The following is a 20,197-nucleotide window of genomic DNA, read 5'->3' as shown; positions in this document are numbered from 1 at the left end:
GATCAGTTCCTTGTGTACTGCTGGGGCGGGTACGGCTGGGGCGTTTCCTGCGGCGGCTCGTGCTGCCGGGGTACGGACGGCGGGGCCTGGCTGCGGCCGGGCTGTTGCCTGCGCTGGTCCTGCACCTGCTGCCGGATGAGTTCCACGGAGCGGGTGACGGCACCGACCTCGTCGTGGTGCTGCGGGAAGAGCACGGTCTTGCGGTCGCCCCCGGCCAGTGCCTCGGCCCGGTCGGCCAGAGCGCGCAGCGGCCGCGCCACCACGATGTGCAGCCAGCCCAGACAGGCGGCGGCCGCGGCGGCACCGAGCAGCCCGGCGAGGACCGTACGGTTCTGGGTGTTGTACTCGGGGATGTCGAGGCGGTCGACCCGCTGCCAGCTGACCACGCTCCAGCCGAGGGACTCGGCCGAACCGGTCCCGGAGAACGGCGCGGCGGCGGCGATCCGCACCCCGTTCTCGCGGTAGAGCACACCGTTGGGGCGCGGCTTCTTGCCGAGCCTCTGGGCGCTGGCCGCGACGAGGTCGTTCAGGTGGTCGTCGGGCAGCGACTGGAAGGCGAGGAAACCGGTGTTGCCCGCGATGACCTTGTTCTGGTCGTCCACGAGGCGGATGACGCCGAGGCCCGGCCGGTTCAACAGCGCGTTGAGGAACTCGACTCGGAACTCGCCGACCAGCTGGGCTCCCTCTCGGCCCGGGATCTCGGCGGCGGCGACGACCACGGGCTCCTTGCCGCCGTGGCCCAGCAGCCGGACGGGGACGCTGGACACCCTCTTGGACTGGATCACCTTGGGCTTCTTGCCCTCGCGGGCCTGGACCGCCCCGGACGAGTCGACGACGTAGAGCGAGCGGTAGCGCCGGTTCTCGTTGTACGTGCGTTCCAGCACCTTGCCCATGTCCTCGGGTTCGGTCCGGTCGCCGATCAGGGACGCGACCGACTGGAGGTCGGCGTCACCCTCGTTGAGCGCGCGGCGCACCCGGTCACTGAGCGTGTCGGTGCGTTCACGCTGGTCGTCGACGAGTTGCCGGGGGACGACGGCCGCGCTGTCGGCGCGGTTGACCAACAGCATGAGCGGCGCGGACCAGGCCAGCAGCAGCACCGCGCAGGCCACGAGGAGGGCCCGGGTGCCCACCCGGCGCACTCCGCGCGGACGCGGGAGCGGACCGGAGGCGTCGGTGGCCTCACCGAGCAGCTGCCGGCGGAGCCGTTCCAGCGCGTTGCCGATGCGATGTGCCTCGCCGTAGCCGGGCACGGTGACAGAGCGGGCCAGATCACCCCGGGTGAGCCGGCGGGACTCCAGGAACAGCCGGATCAGCGGGCGCTGCACGGTGGCCAGCAGGACCGTCACGGCCAATGCGCCGACGACGAGCAGCGCGCCGGCCGCCAGCAGACCGAACACCGGCGAATGGGCCCGGGTGGACTCCTCCGTCACCTTGACCATGGCCACCACGGACAGGCCGAGCCCGGAGGCCGTGGTGGTCTCGCCGGGCTCGGGCACCGCCAGCGTGGCGTAACCGGCCACGGACCGGTCGCTCAGCAGCATCCCGCCGAGCAGGCTGCCGCTGACGCCCTGGTATCCGCTGGTGCCGGGCTCCTTGGCGCTGCGCGGATCCCGCCGGGCCTGGAGGGCGGCCCGCCGGGCGAAGTCCGCGAGCTGCTTGCGGGAGACCGTGATGTCCTTGCGGTCGATGCTGTTGCGCGCCGACTCCGGTTCGGCGATGCCGTCGCTGCTGAGGGTCGTGCCGGCCGCGTCGACCACGGCGATGGAGCGGAACTGGCCGAGGCTGATGCCGGGGAACTTCAGGTTCCGGGAGGCCACCAACAGCAGCTGCGGCTTGCCCGGCCAGGTCAGCAGTCCGAAGGACAGCAGCCGTACCTCGCCGTTCTTCAGCCGGACCATCCGCGGCGCCAGACCGTCCTCGCCGTCCAGCGAGGAGGTGTCCACGTCGGTCAGCGGCACCGTCTCACCGCGGGCCGCGACCAGCTTCCCGGTGTGGATCTCGACGACGGCGGTGCCCATCCACTTCTGGTAGGTGTTGCCGAGCTTGTCGAGGACAGCGTCACCGGAGACCGGCTGCCCGGCGCTGAACAGTGCGGCGGAGCGGGTGACGTCGGTGACGGATTCGTCGATGGAGGCGCGCAGCGCGATGGCGCCGTCCTCCGCGAAGTGCTGCTGGGACGTCAGCACCGCCACGGGCACTCCGGCGTTGTCGACGCGGCCGAGCACGAGTGCCGTGACGGCCGCGAGCGACAGCAGGAGCACCGACAGGACCGCGATCGGGGGGCGGATGCCACCGATCAGCGACATATCGGCTCGACGGCGGGCCCGGTGGTGCCGCGCCGGGGTCGATGACGCCAAGGGACGGTCCTCTCACGAATGAAGTCTCCGGGCGCGCCGAAAGGTAAGAGCACGCCTCGGGAAGCTCAGACATTCGAGAGAATGGTTAAGTTGCAGTAAGTCCGACGTGATCTCCGCAACATCGTGCAACCATCCGACAAGTACAGACAAATACCGCCTCTGTTAACCAGTTAATCTGGCAACCGTGTCAGCGGCTTCAGCCCGTCCGCAGCCGCACCGCGGTTCAGCAGAGTGCCCTCGGTGCGCTCGAAGGCCAGCCGCAGCCGTGCCCGCTGGACGTCCGTCAGGTCGTGGTCGGTGCGGAGCGCGGCCGTCACGTCCAGCAGGCGGTAGTCGCGGACATCGCCGTCGGCGTAGGAGGCGGTGCCCCCGTCGCGGACGTTCTCGGCGTCCGGCGGGATCGTCAGCAGCGTCGGCTCGTAGCGGGGCTGGACGTCCCAGTGGCCCTTGCCGCGCTCGGTGAACGTGAACCAGGCGATCACGCCCTCCTCGGTCAGTCCGGTCGGCACGTCGTGGCGGGCGATCTGGTTGCCGAGGCCGTAGGCCACCCAGGTGCCGCCGACCTTCTCGATCGGCTCCACGACGTGCGCGTGGTGGCCGATGACCAGGTTGATACCGGTGTTCCGGGCGATCTGCCGGGCGAAGGAGATCTGCGAGGAGGACGGTTCGGGGTGATGCTCACGGCCCCAGTGCAGGGAGAGGATCACCACCTCGGCTCCGGCGGCGCGGGCCCGCTGCTCAGCGGACTTGATCCGGCCCAGGTCCTGCTGGTTGGCCATCCACGGCTTGTCCTTCGGCAGCGTGTGCGGCTCGTTGAAGCCGTAGGCGAAGGAAATCTGCGCCACCTTCACACCCTTGACGTCCATGATCAGCGGGGTGGTCGCCTCCTTCTCGGTCCGGGCGGAGCCGGTGTGCCTGACGCCCGCGGCGTCCAGCGCGTCCAGGGTGCGTTTGACGCCCTCGTAGCCGTGGTCGAGGGTGTGGTTGGACGCGGTGGAGCAGGTGTCGTACCCGATGTCCTTGATCGTCTTCGCGGTCTGCGGCGGCACCTGGAAGTCGGGGAAGCCCTCGAACGGGCCCTTCGGCGTGCCCATCACCGGCTCGAAGTGGCAGATCGCCAGGTCCGCCTTGCTGATCACCGGCTTGATGCCGGTCATCATCGGACCGAAGTCGAGGCCGTCCACGGCCTCGCCAGTGGTCTTGGCGTCCTTGCGCGCCTGCTCGACCAGATCGGGATGCATCAGGATGTCCCCGGCGGCCGCGACGGTGAAGGTGCGCCCACCACCCTGGGCGCCGTCGTCGTCCGAGAGGAGACCACAACCGGACACGGCGGCGAGGAGGGAGAAGGGGGTCAGCAGGGACAGCAGGGTCCGGCTACGGCGTCTGTTCACCGGGATATCTTGATACAACCATGAGAGCCAATCGATCGCGTGTCATAACGATCGCAACATTTCTGCTGGTCGTTGCCGGTCTCGCCGGCGGCCTCACCGCCCTGCTGCGCACCACCCGCGGTGACACGGCCGGCACCGGTCGGCCCGCCCCGAGGGGCAGCGCGCAGATCGACCTGGCGCACGCGGTCGCGGACTACACCAGCCGGTTCGGGCCCGACCAGGGCTATCTGCGACCCGGCCGAACCGACCGCGAGGCCATTGCCGCAGGGATCGGCCTGCTGCTCGACGGCCACCGCAAACAGGCGGAGCAGCAGCTCCAGCAGCGGGATTTCACGCTGCGCACCCTCGTCGACCGGGTCTCGGGCCGCCACTACGCCGAGGTGGCCGACCGCACCGACGCCGCCGCGACACCCCGCGGTTGGGGCCGGGTCTACATCGACCTGGACCACCGTCCGAGCTGGTCCGTCCAGGTCCCGCACCCGGTCTTCGACCGGGGCACGGAGCAACTCGGCGTACGGGTACTACGCGGCTCCCCTGGCGGAATCCTGGTGATTGCTGGAGCACATCGCAAATCAGGAGTGGGTAATTCCGCCGATGTGGCGCACCGCCGGGACACGGTCTTCCACGCCATCTGCGCCGAGCTGGCCCGCCGCGGCATGCCCGGGATCCAGTTGCACGGCTTCGCCGCCTCCTCCGCACCCGGCTACGACGTCGTCACCTCCACCGGGGCCGGCTCCGCGGGCCGGCAGGACGGCAGGGACCTGGCCGACGCCCTGCGCACCCACGGCTTCCGGGTCTGCCAGGCCTGGGCACGGTCCTGTCCCCTCGAGGGGCTGACGAACATGCAGGGACGGGTGGCCGACGACGACCATGTGGCGTTCCTGCACGTCGAGTTCTCCCCCACGACGCGCGCCGGCGGGCAGCCCGCCGAGAGGGCGGCCGCCGCGGTCGCCGACATCACGCGCGACTGGGCGAAGAGGCCCGTGGCGGACTGAGTCCGCCACCACGCCATCGAAGCGCACCGCTTTGAAGACTTCGGCAGGAGGACCGTGGGCATGTTCACCACAGTCGCGTCCTGCTCACCGGCGCGTCCGGGAGGCCGCGGACCAACCGCCACCGCCGCTTTGACCTGCACGAATTCCGCCCCGAGCAGGTGGACGACATGATCGCCACACTCGGACGACCAGAAGGAGAGAGGTCCCGTTGACCGCCCCGACCCCCGTTCCGACGCACGTCCCCGGGGCCGCTGCCGCCTCCCCTCTCCCGCCCCGCCCCTCTCTCCCCTCCCTCCCGCCCCCCTCTGCCTCTCCCAGGAGTCCCCGTACGGTGGCAGTCGGCGCCGCCGGATCGCGGCCCTGCACCCTGGTCGTCTGCCGGGGGTGCTGCTGCGGGGATCCGGTGAAGTATCCCGATGACGACCACACCTGGCAGCTGGAGCGGCTGCGGGCCGGGGCCGAGGCGTCCGAGGGGCGGTTCGTGGTGCGGACCGTGGACTGTCTCGGGCCCTGCGACCAGGCCAACGTGGTGGTGGTGCGGCCTTCCGGGGAAGGGCGGCGCAGAGGTGCGCGGCCGATCTGGATCGGGTTCGCGATGGGTGACGACTGCACCGAGGAGCTGGTGAACTGGGCCGCCGCCGGGGGGCCGGGGGTCGCTCCGCCCCCGGTCGCGCTGGAGTTGCAGTTCGTCCGGCCGCCGCGCGAGGCGCGGGCCCGCACCAGGACCCGTACCCGAGGCCGTACCCGCGGGTGAGTCCCCGGGCGGGTCCCCGGGCGGGTCCGTCCCCTCCCGGGGTCAGTACCCGAGCCGCTGTCCCAACCGCTGCCGGGCGGCGGCGACTTGTGCCGGCCGGCCGTATGGAACCACGCGTCCCGGTAAGGCACTCTTCTCCCTTGTGGGGACCCTTCCGTACCAAAGCCCGCCGCCCGAACCCGCCGCGCACATGGTGGTGGCCGGGGACGACGCCCTGGCGCACCGGCTCGCCGCGGAACTGCGCGGTGTGTACGGCGAGCGGGTGACCCTCGTCGTACCGCCCGCACAGCGCCGCGTGCGCCCGCCGGTGGTCGGACGGGCCCGGGGCTCGACCCTGTTCGACCGGGTCTCCGCGGCGGTGAACCGGGCCGCCGGGAACGGTGACGCGCCACCCGGCCGTACGGCCGAACCACCCGGTTCAGAAAGGGTGTTGGAGGCGGCTGAGCTCACCGAGGCGGTGCTCGCCGAGGCAGGCGTCGAACGGGCCGCCGCCCTTGCGCTCGTCCATGACGACGACGAGGCCAACATCCGGGCCGCGCTCACCGCGCGCCGCCTGAACCCGCGGCTGCGGCTCGTCATCCGGCTCTACAACCGGCGTCTCGGCGAGCACATCAAGGAACTCCTCGACCAGGCATCGGCGTTGGCCACGGCCGGTATCGACGACGTCACCGCGAGCGGCGGCGGTGACGGGGGCGGGTTCGACGCGTCCACCACCGTGCTGTCCGACGCCGACACCGCCGCGCCCGCGCTCGCCGCGACCGCCGTCGCCGGCACCAGCAAGGTCGTCCAGACGGACGGACTGATGCTGCGGGCGGTGGAACGGCCTCCGCCGGGGCCCGGCGAGGTCGCCGACCCCGGTCTGTGCACGCTCGCGCTGCTGTCCGCCACGACCAACGACCCGGCCGGGGCCGACGGTTCCGAGAGCAGCGGTCCGCAGGGACCCCGGCTGCTGCCCGACGAACGGGCGGTGGCCGCCGCCACCGGGCGCGGGACCGTCGTCCTGGAGACCGTGTCGTACACCGCTCCCGCGGTGTCCGGCGGGCGCAGCGTCCCGCCCTTCGCCTCGCTGGTGTCACGGCGGCTGCGCTGGTCGTTCGCCGGGCTGGTGGGGTGTGTGATCGGGCTGGCGGTCGCCTCCATGGCCGTCACCAGGGAGCCTCCGCTCCAGGCGACCTATCTGACGCTGCTCGACCTCTTCGCCATCAACAATCCCGCCATCGGGGAACCGGTCGGGAGGCAGGTCCTCCAACTCTTCTCCGGGCTCGTCGGGTTGCTGCTGCTTCCGGTGCTGCTCGCCGCGGTGCTGGAGGCGCTGGGTACGTTCCGGAGCGGGTCCGCGTTGCGCAAACCGCCGCGGGGACTGTCCGGGCATGTGGTGCTGCTCGGGGTCGGCAAGATCGGTACCAGGGTGCTGGCGCGTCTGCGGGAGCTGAACATTCCCGTGGTGTGCGTGGAGGCCGACCCCGAGGCGCGGGGGCTGGCGCTGGCACGGCGGCTGCGGGTGCCGGTGGTGCTGGGGGATGTGACCCAGGAGGGCGTGCTGGAGGCCGCGAAGATCCACCGGGCGCACTCGTTGCTCGCGCTGACCAGCGCGGACACGACGAATCTGGAGGCCGCGCTGTACGCCCGTACGGTGCGGCCCGATCTGCGGGTCGTGCTGCGGCTGTACGACGACGACTTCGCGACCGCCGTGTACCGGACCCTGCGGGCCGCTCATCCGCAGGCGCTCACGCGGAGCCGCAGCGTGTCTCATCTGACCGCGCCCGCGTTCGCCGGAGCGATGATGGGGCGCCAGATCCTCGGGGCGATTCCGGTCGAACGGCGGGTGTTGCTGTTCGCGGCCATCGAGGTGGGCGGGCATGCCCAGCTGGAGGGGCGGACCGTGGGGGAGGCGTTTCGGGCGGGGGCGTGGCGGGTGCTCGCGCTCGAGACGGGGGTGGGGGGACGGCGGGATCCGGCGGGCTCAGGCGGGGGCGGCGGGGTGCCGCAGCGGGCGCCGAGCGGGCTGGTCTGGGATCTTCCCCCCTCCTATGTGCTGCGGGCGGAGGATCGGGTGGTGTTGGCGGCCACTCGGCGGGGGCTCGCGGAGTTGTTGGGGCGGCGGGTTCGGGAGCGGTCCGCAGGCCCTCCGGGCGAGTAGGGACGGGACGGGGCAGAGGCTCCCGCCCCGGTCCCCACGGGTCCCCGCAGCCGGCGGACCCGTGGGGACCGCCTCCGTCAGTCCGGAAGGTGGGTCCGGGCGAAGTTCATTTCCAGGTGGACCTGTTTGATGCGTTCGTCGACGACCAGGGAGCCGTGGCCGGCGTCGTAGCGGTAGACCTCGTGGACGGCTCCTCGGGCGGCGAGGCGGTCGACGTAGTTCTCGACCTGGCGGATGGGACAGCGGGGGTCGTTCACCCCGGCCGAGAGGTAGACGGGGGCCTTGACGGCGTCGACGTACGTCAGGGGTGAGGACGCCTCGAAGCGCTCGGGGACCTCCTCCGGGGTACCGCCCAGCAGGGTGCGGTCCATGGCCTTCAGGGCCTCCATCTCGTCGTGGTACGCCGTGACGTAGTCCGCGACCGGGACGGCGGCGATGCCGAGGGACCAGGCGTCCGGCTGGGTGCCCAGACCCAGCAGGGTGAGGTAGCCGCCCCAGGAGCCGCCGGTGAGGATCAGGCGCTCGGGGTCGGCGAGGCCGGACGTCACCGCCCACTCGCGGACCGCCGCGATGTCCTCCAGCTCGATGAGGCCGACCCGGTGCTTGAGGGCGTCCGTCCACTCCCGCCCGTATCCGGTCGAGCCCCGGTAGTTGACCCGCACCACCGCGTACCCGTGGTCCACCCAGGCCGCCGGGCCCGCCGCGAAGGAGTCGCTGTCGTGCCAGGTGGGGCCGCCGTGGATGTCGAAGACGGTGGGCAGCGGTCCCGTCGTCCCGGCCGGCTTCTGGACCAGGGCGTGGACCCTGCCGCCGGGGCCCTCCACCCAGACGTCCTCCACGGGCACCGAACCCGGGGACTTCAGGCCGGGGGGATCGAGGATGACGCCGCCGGTCGTCGAGCGGACCGACGACGGTTCGGCCGCCGACGACCACAGGTACTCCACGCTGCCGTCGGGGCGGGCCGTCGCCCCGGACACCGTGCCCGCGGGGGTGGGCACGCGGAGCAGCTCGCCGGACGCCAGGTCGTAGCGCCACAGGTCGCTGCGGGCCTCGAAGCTGTGCGCGATCAGCAACGCCGATCCGTCCGGATACCACTCGGCGCCCACGTCGCCGGGCAGGTCGAGGGACAGGTCCGTCTCCTCGCCGGTCGCGACGTCCCACACCAGCGGCTCCCAACGGCCGCGCCGCTGGTGCCCGATGAGCAGCCGGGTGTCCCCGTCGACCGGGGCGAAGCCCAGCACCTCCAGGCCCAGCTCGACCGTGCCGCCCTTGCTGTCGTCGAGCTCGGCGACCGTCGAGCCGTCCGGGCGCAGCACCCGCAGCGCCGAGTGCATCGCGTCGCCGTGCTCGGTGTGCTCGACGGCGATCAGGGAGCCGTCGTGGGAGAGGTCGCCGACACCGGCCGATTCCCGGTGGCGGTAGATCTCCACGGGTTCCTCGCCGGAGCGGACCAGGTGGATCGTCGACCCGTCCTCGTCCGTCGAGCGGCCCACGACGGCCGTCCGCCCGTCCCTGCCGATGGCGAGTCCCCCGGGGTAGGAGGGCTCCAGTCCCGGCGCGGCGGGCTCGTCGGCGCCGGCGGCACGCGCGTCACCCGCGTCACCGGCAGTTCCGGCGGTGGAGGCGGCGCCGCCGGTGCCGGCCGCGGCGAAACGCTGTCGGCGCCAGATGCCGAACTCGTCGCCGTCCTTGTCGTCGAACCACCAGATCCATTCGCCGTCCGGGGAGAGCACCCCGTCCGTCGTACCGTTCGCCCGGTCGGTGATCTGGCGCTGCTCGCCGGTCTCGCGGTCCCACGCGTACAGCTCGTAGGTTCCCGTCGCGTTGGAGACGAACAGCGAGCGGTGCGGGGCGTCCTCCGCCCAGTCCGGCAGCGACACCCTCGGTGCCCTGAAGCGCTTCTCCCAGTCGGGCATGGCCGCCTGCTGCTGCTCGACGGACCCGTTGCTCTCAGTCATGGCCCCATAGTGCCTGGCCCACCCGCCCTCGCGCCGACGAGGTCCCCAGCCTGTGGAAAACTCCGTCCGGAACCCTCGTCCCGCCGCGCCCGGCGACCGGTGCCGGACGGGCGGGTCGGACGGCGGGAGCGAACGCCGGGACCGGGCCCCGGAGCCCGGCCGCGCGCGGTGGCACCGTACCTTTGAAGCCGTGTACCGGTTCCTGCTGACGCCCCGCTGGTGGGGGATCAACGTCTTCGTGCTGTTGGCCATCCCCTTCTGCGTCTTCATGGGGTCGTGGCAGTTGAGCCGGTTCGAGGCTCGGGTCCAGGACCAGCGCGACGCCGGTGAGCAGGCCGCGGCGGCCAGGACGGATCCGGCCCGGCCGCTGCGCGAGCTGCTGCCCGTCGACAAGAACACGTCCGGCAAGCAGGCCGTCGCCACCGGCAGGTACGGCAAGCAGTTGCTGGTGCCCGGCCGCGAGCTGGGCGACAGGCGCGGGTACTACGTGCTGACGCTGCTGCGGACCGACGGCGGCCGGGCGCTGCCCGTCGTCCGGGGCTGGCTGCCCGGTACCGCGGATCCCGCGAAAGCGCCCGCCGCCCCGGCCGGCGAGGTGACCGTCACGGGCGCGTTGCAGGTCTCCGAGAGCCCGGGGTCCGACGGGGTGAGCGCCGCCGGTGGGCTCCCCGACGGGCAGACCGGCGCGATCAGTTCGGCGTCGCTGGTGAACCTGGTGCCGTACAAGGTCTATGACGCCTGGATCACCCTCGCGAAGGCCGACAGCGGGATGACGGCGGTGCCCGCGACCACCGCGCAGGGCACCGGCCTGGACCTCAAGGCGTTCCAGAACCTCGGCTACACCGGTGAGTGGTTCGTCTTCGCGGGCTTCGTCGTCTTCATGTGGTTCCGGCTGCTGCGCCGCGAGGCCGAGTTCGCGCGGGACGCGGAGCTGGGCCTGATCCCCTCCGAGGAGACGGATCAGGACGAGGAGACGGACCGGGACCAGGAGCGGAACGGAAACCCGGACGGAAGCCCGGACGGGGATCCGGTCCGGGACACCGCCGGGGCCCCGGCTCCGTAGAAACTCGGGCCCCGGCTCCGTAGAAACTCAGGTCCGGGGCGCCGTGTGCTCCCGGCCCCGGTCCCGTGAATTCCGGGTCGCGGCGCCGCCCCGCTCAGGACGCCGCCAGGATCCCCGTCCGGTACACCGTGCCCGCGCACGCGCCGGACACCGTCGTCGAGGCGGTCGCGCCCGTGTCCGTCGCGTAGGAGAGGGTGACGCTGCCGTCGGCCACGCCGTCCTCCGTGAGGAACTGGGCCGAGGTGCCCGTGCCGCCGGTGTCCGTACCGGTGCCGCCGGCCGTGGCGGCACCCTCCGTGGAGCTCGGATCCGGTGAGGGCTGGCCCCCGCCGGTGGTCGGACAGGTCTCCGAAGGCACCCAGGCGAACTTCACGACGTACGAGACACTCGGCTGCAGCACCAGCGAGGCGACCTCCGTGGAGGGGTCGGGCAGGCCGGTGGCCGCGTCGCCCGCCACATGGGTCACCACGCTGATCTTGGACGAGTCCGCCGCCCCCTGTGCCAGGGTGCTGACGACGCCCGCGGCGCTGACGGTGCAGCCGGTGCCGGAGACGTTCGAGACGCTGAAGGAGCCGTAGACCGCGCCGGTGGAGTCCGGGACGCCGAGGTTGCTGGTGGTGCCGCCGAGCTGCGCGGCCGTGCACGCGGACGCGGTGGACGCCGAGGCCGACGGATCGGGGCCTCCGGTGGCCGCCCCGGTGCTCGCCCCCTTGCCCTTGTCGGGCGCTCCCGTCCGGTCCTGTTTGCCATGGCCCTTGGAGGTGCCGGAGCCGCCGCCCGCGGTGCTTTCGCCGCCGTCCGGGTTCTTGCCCTGGCTGGTGCCGCCCTGGGCCTGCGAGCTGTTGCCCGCGATGGACGGGTCGGCGTTCGATCCCGAGGCGTTCGAGACGTGCACCAGGGCCGGGACGGCCGTGCCGATGAAGAGCGCGGCGGCGGCCATGCCGACGAGGGCCTGGCGCTTGCGGGCCCGCCGGGCGGGCACCGCCCGGCGCAGATGCTCCAGCGTGCCGTCGGCGGGTTCGATCTCCTCGACCGCCTGGTGCAGCAGCCGGCGCAGGGCCAGTTCGTCCGCGCCGAGGCTGTCGGAGCCCAGTTCGGCCGGGCCCTGTTCGTCGGGCTGTCCGTCGGGGCCGTGGTTCACAGTTCCGTTCCCAGCGTGCGATTGCCTGTGCTCGTGCTCCGGGCGCCGTTCCTCGTCACGGCGCCGCGCGTTCTCGTCGTACTCGCTCATGCCGGGGCCTCCATGGCCACACGGAGCGCCGCGATGCCGCGCGAGCCGTACGCCTTCACCGAGCCGAGCGATATGCCGAGGGTCTCGGCGACCTGGGCCTCGGTCATGTCCGCGAAGTAGCGCAGCACGAGGACCTCGCGCTGGCGGCGCTGCAGGCCCTTCATGGCCTTCTTCAGCGCGTCGCGCTCCAGCAGGTCGTACGCGCCCTCCTCGGCGCTCGCCATGTCGGGCATCGGCTTCGAGAGGAGCTTGAGGCCGAGGATGCGCCGGCGCAGGGCGGACCGCGAGAGGTTGACGACCGTCTGGCGCAGATAGGCGAGCGTCTTCTCCGGGTCGCGGACGCGCTTGCGCGCCGAGTGGACCCGGATGAAGGCCTCCTGGACGACGTCCTCGCAGGAGGCGGTGTCGTCGAGCAGGAGCGCCGCGAGACCCAGGAGCGACCGGTAGTGGGCGCGGTAGGTCTCGGTCAGATGGTCGACCGTCGTGCCCGCGGCCGTGCCGCTGTCCTCAGCGCCGTCGCGCTGGCTCGGTATGCGGGCGGGCCGCGCTGCGGGCATGGGCGCGATCACCGGCATGCCGCCGGGCGCGCCGGGGCTGCGGAGTCGGCGGGGCGGACGCAGGGGCGCGCCCCTCGTCTGTACCGCGGTGAATTCGAGTACCTCTGCCACGCCAGTTGGACACGCGTCCCCCCCTGAGGGTTGTACGCGACAGGCATCACATTCGCTTCAGCCATCACTTCGGCCGAAACCCCCACCCGCGCGCGCACCGCGGCGCCCACTCTCACGCACACCGCGACACCCACCGGAACAGATGCCGGAACCTCCGCCGACGCGCCCGGCAGCGCGCCTGGAAGTGCACTGAAAGCCCTCATGCGTAACAGCCCATCCCCTATGCCCCATGTGCCCTGCCGCCCCCGGACCACCCGCGCAGGGCTATCGCAAAGACGCTCCCCGCCCTCCGCGCGGTTGCGGAGAACGGGGAGGGAAATCTTCGAACGCCGGGTAGGTCTCGTTCAAGTGGTACGGACCATTATTCCGGCCACACGACTCACACAGATCCTACAAACGAATCCGGGGATGACCAGGGAGATTTTTCGCGGCCCGCGACCGCGGCCGGGAAACCTGCCGCGCAGGTCACGCCTTGCCCGGGTGACGAACCGACAGTTCCGCCGCCACCAGCTCGGCGATCTGCGCCGTGTTGAGCGCGGCGCCCTTGCGGAGGTTGTCGCCACAGACGAAGAGTTCGAGGGCGGTCGGATCGTCGAGTGCCCGGCGGACGCGGCCGACCCAGGTCGGGTCGGTACCCACGACGTCGGCGGGAGTGGGGAACTCCCCGGCGGCCGGATCGTCGAACAGGACGACCCCGGGCGCGGTGGCCAGGATCTCCCGCGCCTTCGCCACCGTGACCCTGCCCTCGAAGCGGGCGTGGACGGTGAGGGAGTGCGTGGTGACGACCGGGACGCGGACGCAGGTCACGGCCACCGGCAGATGGGGCAGTCCGAGGATCTTGCGGGACTCGTCCCGCACCTTCATCTCCTCCGAGGACCAGCCGTCCTCGCGCAGCGACCCGGCCCACGGTACGACGTTCAGTGCCACCGGCTCCGGGAACGGGCCGGTGTTGTCCCCCACCGCACGGCGTACGTCGCCGGGGCTGGTCCCCAGTTCCGTACCGGCGACCAGGGAGAGCTGCTGGCGCAGGGTCTCGACGCCGGCGCGCCCGGCGCCGCTCACCGCCTGGTAGCTGGAGACCACCAGTTCGCGCAGTCCGAACTCGGCGTGCAGCGCGCCGATCGCCACGATCATCGAGAGGGTGGTGCAGTTCGGGTTGGCGATGATCCCGCGCGGACGCATCCGCGTGGTGTGCGGATTGACCTCGGGGACGACCAGGGGCACGTCCGGGTCCATCCGGAAGGCGCCCGAGTTGTCCACCACGATCACGCCCTTGGCGGCGGCGATCGGCGCCCAGTGCGCGGCCACCTCGTCGGGTACGTCGAACATCGCGACGTCGACCCCGTCGAGGGCGGCCTCGCTCAGTGCCACCACCTCGACCTCCTCGCCGCGCACGGCCAGCTTGCGGCCGGCCGAGCGCGGGGAGGCGAGCAGACGGATCTCGCCCCAGACGTCCGCGTGCTGGGACAGGATCTGGAGCATGACGCGGCCGACGGCCCCGGTCGCGCCCACGACCGCGAGCGTCGGACGTCCGAGGCGTCCGGGGTGGCCGGAGTGACCGGAGAATCCGGAGTGTTCAGCCGGTCGCCCGGTCCGTTCGGCCATCAGCGGCCAGTGCCCCCGTAGACGACGGCCTCGTCGCTGTCGGAGTCGAGCCCGAAGGCGGTGTGCACGGCGCGTACGGCCTCCGGCACGTCGTCCGCGCGGGTCACGACCGAGATACGGATCTCGGAGGTCGAGATCAGCTCGATGTTGACCCCGGCGTCGCTGAGCGCCTCGAAGAAGCCGGCCGTGACACCCGGGTTCGTCTTCATGCCCGCGCCGACCAGCGAGATCTTGCCGATCTGGTCGTCGTAGCGCAGCGAGTCGAAGCCGATCACGGACCTGGCCTTCTCCAGGGCGTCGATGGCCTTGCGGCCCTCGGTCTTGGGAAGGGTGAAGGAGATGTCCGTGAGGCCCGTGGAGGCCGCGGACACGTTCTGCACGACCATGTCGATGTTGATCTCGGCGTCGGCGATGGCCCGGAAGATCGAAGCGGCCTCGCCCGGCTTGTCCGGGACACCGACGACCGTGACCTTGGCCTCGGAGGTGTCGTGAGCGACACCGGAGATGATGGCCTGCTCCACCTTCTGGTCCCCTTGCTGGATCGGTGCGTTGCTGACCCAGGTGCCCTGCAGTCCGCTGAAGGACGAGCGCACGTGGATCGGGATGTTGTAGCGGCGGGCGTACTCCACACAGCGGTGGAGCAGCACCTTGGAGCCGGAGGCGGCGAGCTCCAGCATGTCCTCGAAGGCGATCCAGTCGAGCTTCTTCGCCTTCTTCACCACCCGCGGGTCGGCGGTGAACACGCCGTCCACGTCGGTGTAGATCTCGCAGACCTCGGCGTCGAGCGCCGCGGCGAGCGCGACGGCCGTGGTGTCGGAGCCACCGCGCCCGAGCGTGGTGATGTCCTTCTTGTCCTGCGAGACGCCCTGGAAGCCGGCGACGATGGCGATGTTGCCCTCGTCGAGGGCCGTCCGGATACGGCCGGGCGTGACGTCGATGATCCGCGCTTTGTTGTGGACCGAGTCGGTGATGACACCCGCCTGGCTGCCGGTGAACGACTGGGCGCTGTGCCCCAGGTTCTTGATCGCCATCGCCAGCAGGGCCATGGAGATCCGCTCACCCGCGGTCAGCAGCATGTCGAACTCTCGCCCGCTGGGCATCGGAGACACCTGCTCGGCGAGATCGATCAGCTCGTCCGTCGTGTCGCCCATCGCGGAAACGACCACGACCACCTGGTGGCCGTTCTTCTTCGCTTCCACGATTCGCTTGGCGACGCGCTTGATGCCCTCGGCATCGGCTACGGAGGAGCCTCCGTACTTCTGCACGACAAGGCCCACGTGCGCTCCTCGCTCCTTCTGTCTCTGCACCGCACAACTGCGGTCGGCTCAGTTTAACGAGCGGCCGGATTTCCCTTCCGAAGTATCGCATCGTGAGATGTCCCGCTCACGACGTGATCACTGCGGACCGTCAGGTCGACCGAGGCCGTCAGGGATCCTCCGGCCGCTCCGAGCGGCATCTGCCCATGCCCCGGCCCCGCCACTCCGGAAAGTGCCCCGAGTCACACGAGACCCGTCGTGACCGGCGTGACGACGGAGGAGGAGCGCACGCCGGGCGTACCCGGCGCGCGCCGACTGCCCGAGGTGCTACGTGGCCGTCCCCAGGCCCAGCGGGCCCCCGATCTCCTCGGCCATCACCCGGCCCGCCTCCTCCGCGAGGATCTCCTCACCGAGGCCCTGGTCGGTGTCCAGGCCGTTCAGGTCGTCCAGGGGCTGGTTCAGCCGCACGTGGGCGACCAGGGACTGCAGGGCGCGCAGGGCGGCCGAGGCGGTGGAGCCCCAGTTCGAGAAGTACGAGAACTGCCACCACCACAGCGCCTCGCTGGTGCGTCCCGCGCGGTAGTGGGCCATGCCGTGGCGCAGATCCGCGAAGACGTCGGCGAAGTCGTCCGAGATCCGGCAGGCCACCGGGGCCTTGCGGGGCTCGTACGGGTCGAAGACCTCGGAGTAGACGTCGATCGGCTCCAGCATCACGGCCAGGCGTTCGCGCAGCTCGTCGACGTCCGGCTCCGGGCCGAGGTCCGGCTCGTAGGGCTCGTCGGGGACGATGTCCTCGTGCGCGCCCAGGCGGCCGCCGGCCAGGAGGAGTTGGGAGATCTCCAGGAGAAGGAAGGGAACCGCCGAGTCCGGCTCGTCGCCCTTGGCCACCTCGGCGACGGCGACCAGGAAGCTCTCCACCTGGTCCGCGATCTGGACCACGAAGTCGTCGGGGTCCTGGCTGGTGGCGTGCAGTGTGGCGTCAGACATCTAGGAGTCGTCTCCCCTCGAAGGCGCGGCCGAGCGTGACCTCGTCCGCGTATTCCAGGTCGCCACCCACCGGGAGGCCGCTGGCCAGGCGGGTGACCCTGAGGCCCATGGGCTTGATCATGCGGGCGAGATACGTGGCCGTGGCCTCGCCCTCCAGGTTCGGGTCGGTGGCCAGGATGAGTTCCGTGACCGCGCCGTCCGCGAGGCGGGCGAGGAGTTCCCTGATCCGCAGGTCGTCCGGGCCCACACCCTCGATCGGGCTGATCGCGCCGCCCAGTACGTGGTACTTCCCCCGGAACTCACGCGTCCGCTCGACCGCGACGACGTCCTTCGGTTCCTCGACCACGCAGATCACCGACAGGTCGCGGCGCGGGTCGCGGCAGATGTTGCACAGTTCCTCCTGCGCCACGTTGCCGCAGGTCGCGCAGAAGCGGACCCTCGCCTTGACCTCCATGAGGCACTGCGCGAGCCGGCGGACGTCCGTCGGCTCGGCCTGAAGGATGTGGAAGGCGATCCGCTGCGCGCTCTTGGGACCGACGCCGGGCAGCCGCCCCAACTCGTCGATGAGGTCCTGGACCACGCCTTCGTACAACGGACTGCCGCCCTTCCTGGATTCTTTCAGTACGTACGGTAGTTGGCCGCCGCCGGTCTTAGAAGGGCAGTCCCGGGATGCCGCTGCCGCCGAGGCCCTGGGCGAGCGGGCCGAGCTTCTGCTGCTGGAGCGCCTGCGCGTTCTCGTTCGCCGCCTGGACCGCCGCGACGACCAGGTCGGCGAGCGTCTCCGTGTCCTCGGGGTCGACCGCCTTCGGGTCGATCACCAGGGCGCGGAGCTCGCCGGAGCCGGTCACCGTCGCCTTCACCAGGCCGCCCCCCGACTGGCCTTCCACCTCCGTGCGCCCGAGTTCCTCCTGCGCGTTCGCAAGGTCCTGCTGCATCTTCTGGGCCTGCTGGAGCAGCTGCTGCATGTTGGGCTGGCCACCACCGGGAATCACGATCAGCTCCTGGGTCGTACGGCTGTCGGCACCACTGTCCGAACGGGGTTTTCCCGCTCAGCACGAGCCTACGTGGTCGACGGGCCGGTCGCCCCAGCACTCTTTCGAGTGACACCGTCCGTCCGCCTATACCTGACCAAGACCCTCTTCCGGGCGGAAAACCGGTGAAAACCGGGCCATCGCCACCCATTGGGCGGTAGGAAAGGGAGGGCGCCCGAGCATCATGCGTCACGCAGCATCACACAACGTCACTAGTTTTCGTCGGAGCCGTCGTCGCCGGAGTCGTGGCCCGCGTCGTCGTCGGCGTCATCGCCGTCGTCAGTAGGGAGTGCCGGGTGAGCCAGCCGGAGATGCAGCCCGAGAGGCCGCCCCAGGACGCTCGCGACGACGGGACCGGAGGCTCCCGGCCGGGCGACCTGACCGGCCGGACGCTCCCCCTGGGGGACTGGGGTGAACCGGCCGAGCGGCTCCACGAGATGTACCAGTGGGTGGAGCGGGGGGCTCTCGACACGGCGTCCTGGTATCTCGCGGACCGGGCGGGGAAGCGGTGGGCGGCCCGGGGCCTGCGGGGCGGGGCGGCGCTGGGAGCGATGGCCGGAGCCGCGCTGCCGCTGCTGGATCTCACCGGAGTGGTCGGTGGCGTGGCTCCCTGGGGGTACCTCGCGCTGCTGTTCGGGGTGGCGTGTGTGGCGGCCGACCGGTTCTTCGGGGTGACCTCCGGGTGGATGAGGGACGTGGCCACGGCGCAGGCCGTACAGCGACGGCTCCAGGTGCTCCAGTTCGACTGGGCGTCCGAGAGCGTGCGGGAGGTGCTGGGGCCCGCGGAGGGGACCGCCGGCGAGGCGGCGGAGCGGTGTCTCGGCGTGCTGCGCAGGTTCTCGGAGGACGTCACGGAGCTGGTCCGGGCCGAGACCGCGGACTGGATGGTGGAGTTCCGCACCGGTTCCGCCCCCCTCGGCATCCAGTCCTCACCGGTCAGCGGACCGAGGCCGGATGCGGGGGCATCACAGGGGAGGTTTCCGGCGCCCCCGAACGGGACCCGCCCGAACATGCCCCGTCAGCGCCCGCCGGAGTCGAGATGAGCCGGCTCCGGACCGGCTCGCCCCGTCAGCCCCGCCCTCCGTCGTCGCACGTCCGCAGCGCCTTCGACGCCGAGCACGAAAGCTGGCCGTGGGCACGGATGACGCTCTCCCCGGTGCCCTGGACGACGTAGGCGAGGAAGCTCGCGGCGAGGGAGCCGGTGGGCGGGCGGTGGTAGGTGTAGGCGTACTCGACCCCGCGGTACGGGTAGTCGCTCCTGCCGTTCTCGATGTCGGCGACCGAGGCCGCGGCACCGTCGAGAGCCACGGGCCGCAGCCCCTTGTGGCCGGTGGCGAGGGTGAGTTCGCTGTAGCCGATGGCGCCGGGGATCTCGGCCACGGTGTCCAGCACCTTTTGCGTGGAGTCGAGTTCGCAGCGCGTCACGGGGGCCGCGGCGTCGTCCTTGCCCACACAGTCCAGGGAGGTGCTGGGGACTCGCTCCCAGGCCCCCAGGACCCGCCGCTGGAAGATCTGCCGGGTACCGGACTCGGCGTTGCGGCTGACGAGGACGACGGGCAGGTCGGGAAGCCTGGCGTCGAGCTGCCTCCAGCGCGTGATCTCACCGCGGTAGACGCGGCGTACGTCGTCCAGGGAGAGCCCTTGGCGAAGCCGGATGCCGTCGTTGACGACCAGGGTGAACACGGACAGGGCGACCCGGGTCCCGAAGAGTTCCCGGGGCCCGTCGACCGCGGGGCCGTCAGAGACGGCGATCACGGACCGGGCGCGCTTCTCCGACTGGGCGCCCAGGGCGGCGAGGTCGTGGATCCCGGCTTCACTGCCGCGCGCGTCCACCGTGATGGCGGACCCCCCGCAGTGCCTCTCGTACTGGTGTGCCAGCTCCTGGATCGCGGGGGCGAAGGCCGTCGAGCCGGTGATCCTCAGCGTGCCCTTCTCGCAGCCGATCGGGGCCGCGTTGTCGTCGCGCAGGACCACGATCGCGGCCAGGGTGACCACGCAGGCCGTGAGCAGGACGGTGATGATCCGGGCCGCCCGGCTGAACAGGGGCAGCGTGTCGTCCGGCGTGGCGCTGCGGTTGGGGTGGACCTCGCCGTCCCGGATGCCGCCGACGATCCGTATCGGGCATCCCACGTCACCACCCGACAGCAGCACGAGCAGCTTGAAGTGCTCGCCCCGGTTGAGCGGGACGCGCGGGATGCGCAGCGTGCCGCCCTCGTAGCTGAGCCCCGCCGCCGAGGTGAAGTGGTCCATGAGGTGGTCGGTGCCGGGCGGCTGGGTGACGGACACGCCCCGGATGGTGCGGTCGGTGAACACCGCGGTCAGACCGTGCCGTTCACGGCTCGTGTAGTCGTCCCCCGCGATGCTCTGCGAGCCGTCGTTCTCGATCCGCAGCAGCACCAGCGTGGCGTCCGCCATGCCCGGCGCCTCGTCGAACAGCCCGAGCCGCACGTTGGCGCGCCCCGAACGCACGTCGTCGCCCACCGGGTTGTCCATCTGCACCCGGTACCCGATCCGCTTGCGCCGCGGTACCCGGCGCTCGTACCAGACCATCACGGCAGAGGCGACGACACCGATCACGGCGGTCCCGACGGCCACTATGTTCTCTGCGCTCAGCCATTCCATCGCGAGCCACTCCCCCGAGCCCAACGGTGGGGTCACCGTACGGCCCGGAGCGGGAACGCCCGGCGTACGCCGGATGAAGTTTCAACAGCCTTCCGCGGTGGCCGCCCCGGCGTACGCCGCTTTCCGGGTACGTACGCCG

At 71.6% G+C, this 20,197-nt stretch carries 16 protein-coding genes; 5 read left to right on the top strand and 11 right to left on the bottom strand.

Annotated features, from left to right (window positions below):
• Positions 1-2: 2 nt before the first annotated feature.
• Together ABZV34_RS07475 and ABZV34_RS07470 are read right to left on the bottom strand one after the other, a co-directional pair.
• Positions 3-2,357 (bottom strand): HAMP domain-containing protein, encoded by a 2,355-nt coding sequence (locus ABZV34_RS07475; protein ID WP_356272210.1) that lies wholly within the window; start codon positions 2,355-2,357, stop codon positions 3-5.
• A gap of 170 nt (positions 2,358-2,527) precedes the next feature.
• On the bottom strand, positions 2,528-3,748 hold the full coding sequence (locus tag ABZV34_RS07470; RefSeq protein ID WP_356272208.1) for a CapA family protein: 1,221 nt from the start codon (positions 3,746-3,748) through the stop codon (positions 2,528-2,530).
• A gap of 20 nt (positions 3,749-3,768) precedes the next feature.
• On the opposite strand from ABZV34_RS07470, the gene ABZV34_RS07465 reads away from it, so the two are divergent.
• From ABZV34_RS07465 to ABZV34_RS07455, 3 genes are all read left to right on the top strand, one after another.
• The gene (locus tag ABZV34_RS07465; RefSeq protein ID WP_356272207.1) at positions 3,769-4,743 is read left to right on the top strand and encodes a hypothetical protein; all 975 of its coding nucleotides are present in this window, start codon (positions 3,769-3,771) and stop codon (positions 4,741-4,743) included.
• 331 nt (positions 4,744-5,074) lie between these two features.
• Positions 5,075-5,497 carry a (2Fe-2S) ferredoxin domain-containing protein gene (locus ABZV34_RS07460; protein WP_356272205.1) on the top strand — a complete coding sequence of 141 codons (423 nt, stop codon included), beginning with the start codon at positions 5,075-5,077 and terminating at the stop codon, positions 5,495-5,497.
• Positions 5,498-5,687: 190 nt separating this feature from the next.
• Positions 5,688-7,637 carry an NAD-binding protein gene (locus ABZV34_RS07455; RefSeq protein WP_356272348.1) on the top strand — a complete coding sequence of 650 codons (1,950 nt, stop codon included), beginning with the start codon at positions 5,688-5,690 and terminating at the stop codon, positions 7,635-7,637.
• 77 nt (positions 7,638-7,714) lie between these two features.
• On the opposite strand, the gene ABZV34_RS07450 is transcribed toward ABZV34_RS07455, so the two are convergent.
• Positions 7,715-9,595, bottom strand: coding sequence for a prolyl oligopeptidase family serine peptidase (locus tag ABZV34_RS07450; RefSeq protein WP_356272203.1), 1,881 nt, complete (start codon positions 9,593-9,595; stop codon positions 7,715-7,717).
• A 190-nt stretch (positions 9,596-9,785) separates the two neighbouring features.
• On the opposite strand from ABZV34_RS07450, the gene ABZV34_RS07445 reads away from it, so the two are divergent.
• Positions 9,786-10,658 carry an SURF1 family protein gene (locus ABZV34_RS07445; protein WP_356272201.1) on the top strand — a complete coding sequence of 291 codons (873 nt, stop codon included), beginning with the start codon at positions 9,786-9,788 and terminating at the stop codon, positions 10,656-10,658.
• A 94-nt stretch (positions 10,659-10,752) separates the two neighbouring features.
• On the opposite strand, the gene ABZV34_RS07440 is transcribed toward ABZV34_RS07445, so the two are convergent.
• The 7 genes from ABZV34_RS07440 to ABZV34_RS07410 form a co-directional block, all read right to left on the bottom strand.
• Complete coding sequence (locus ABZV34_RS07440) at positions 10,753-11,889, bottom strand: hypothetical protein (protein ID WP_356272199.1); 1,137 nt, start codon at positions 11,887-11,889, stop codon at positions 10,753-10,755.
• Positions 11,886-12,557, bottom strand: a complete 672-nt coding sequence (locus ABZV34_RS07435; RefSeq protein WP_356272197.1) for a SigE family RNA polymerase sigma factor — start codon at positions 12,555-12,557, stop codon at positions 11,886-11,888. Before ABZV34_RS07435 ends, ABZV34_RS07440 begins: the two co-directional genes overlap by 4 nt.
• A 465-nt stretch (positions 12,558-13,022) precedes the next feature.
• Positions 13,023-14,162, bottom strand: coding sequence for an aspartate-semialdehyde dehydrogenase (locus ABZV34_RS07430; protein ID WP_356272195.1), 1,140 nt, complete (start codon positions 14,160-14,162; stop codon positions 13,023-13,025).
• Complete coding sequence (locus tag ABZV34_RS07425) at positions 14,162-15,439, bottom strand: aspartate kinase (RefSeq protein WP_356272193.1); 1,278 nt, start codon at positions 15,437-15,439, stop codon at positions 14,162-14,164. The genes ABZV34_RS07430 and ABZV34_RS07425 overlap by 1 nt, the downstream gene beginning before the upstream one ends.
• A gap of 306 nt (positions 15,440-15,745) precedes the next feature.
• Complete coding sequence (locus ABZV34_RS07420) at positions 15,746-16,405, bottom strand: DUF5063 domain-containing protein (RefSeq protein WP_356272191.1); 660 nt, start codon at positions 16,403-16,405, stop codon at positions 15,746-15,748.
• Entirely contained in the window at positions 16,398-16,997 is a 600-nt protein-coding gene (gene recR / locus ABZV34_RS07415) for a recombination mediator RecR (protein WP_356272189.1), read from the bottom strand. The genes ABZV34_RS07420 and recR overlap by 8 nt, the downstream gene beginning before the upstream one ends.
• A 58-nt stretch (positions 16,998-17,055) precedes the next feature.
• Positions 17,056-17,397 carry a YbaB/EbfC family nucleoid-associated protein gene (locus ABZV34_RS07410; protein WP_356272187.1) on the bottom strand — a complete coding sequence of 114 codons (342 nt, stop codon included), beginning with the start codon at positions 17,395-17,397 and terminating at the stop codon, positions 17,056-17,058.
• Positions 17,398-17,732: 335 nt separating this feature from the next.
• Here ABZV34_RS07410 and ABZV34_RS07405 point away from each other — a divergent pair, with 335 nt between their 5' ends.
• Complete coding sequence (locus ABZV34_RS07405) at positions 17,733-18,479, top strand: SLATT domain-containing protein (RefSeq protein ID WP_356272346.1); 747 nt, start codon at positions 17,733-17,735, stop codon at positions 18,477-18,479.
• Between the two features lie 25 nt (positions 18,480-18,504).
• Here the strand turns inward: ABZV34_RS07405 and ABZV34_RS07400 are convergent, their stop codons facing one another.
• On the bottom strand, positions 18,505-20,058 hold the full coding sequence (locus tag ABZV34_RS07400) for a substrate-binding domain-containing protein (protein ID WP_356272185.1): 1,554 nt from the start codon (positions 20,056-20,058) through the stop codon (positions 18,505-18,507).
• Positions 20,059-20,197 lie beyond the last annotated feature (139 nt).

It is taken from the genome of Streptomyces sp. NPDC005195 (genome assembly GCF_040608315.1).
In the GTDB taxonomy this organism is placed as follows: domain Bacteria; phylum Actinomycetota; class Actinomycetes; order Streptomycetales; family Streptomycetaceae; genus Streptomyces; species Streptomyces kaempferi.
Note: the sequence above shows the minus strand (reverse complement) of the source record. Positions and strands in the feature narration are given on the sequence as shown.

What these genes read in the sequence shown, in the direction of transcription:
- ABZV34_RS07420 (WP_356272191.1), bottom strand. Translation starts at nt 16,405, where the DNA reads ATGTCTGACGCCACACTGCACGCCACCAGCCAGGACCCCGACGACTTC.
- ABZV34_RS07440 (WP_356272199.1), bottom strand. Translation starts at nt 11,889, where the DNA reads ATGAGCGAGTACGACGAGAACGCGCGGCGCCGTGACGAGGAACGGCGC.
- ABZV34_RS07450 (WP_356272203.1), bottom strand. Translation starts at nt 9,595, where the DNA reads ATGACTGAGAGCAACGGGTCCGTCGAGCAGCAGCAGGCGGCCATGCCC.
- ABZV34_RS07430 (WP_356272195.1), bottom strand. Translation starts at nt 14,162, where the DNA reads ATGGCCGAACGGACCGGGCGACCGGCTGAACACTCCGGATTCTCCGGT.
- ABZV34_RS07455 (WP_356272348.1), top strand. Translation starts at nt 5,688, where the DNA reads ATGGTGGTGGCCGGGGACGACGCCCTGGCGCACCGGCTCGCCGCGGAA.
- ABZV34_RS07400 (WP_356272185.1), bottom strand. Translation starts at nt 20,058, where the DNA reads ATGGAATGGCTGAGCGCAGAGAACATAGTGGCCGTCGGGACCGCCGTG.
- ABZV34_RS07465 (WP_356272207.1), top strand. Translation starts at nt 3,769, where the DNA reads ATGAGAGCCAATCGATCGCGTGTCATAACGATCGCAACATTTCTGCTG.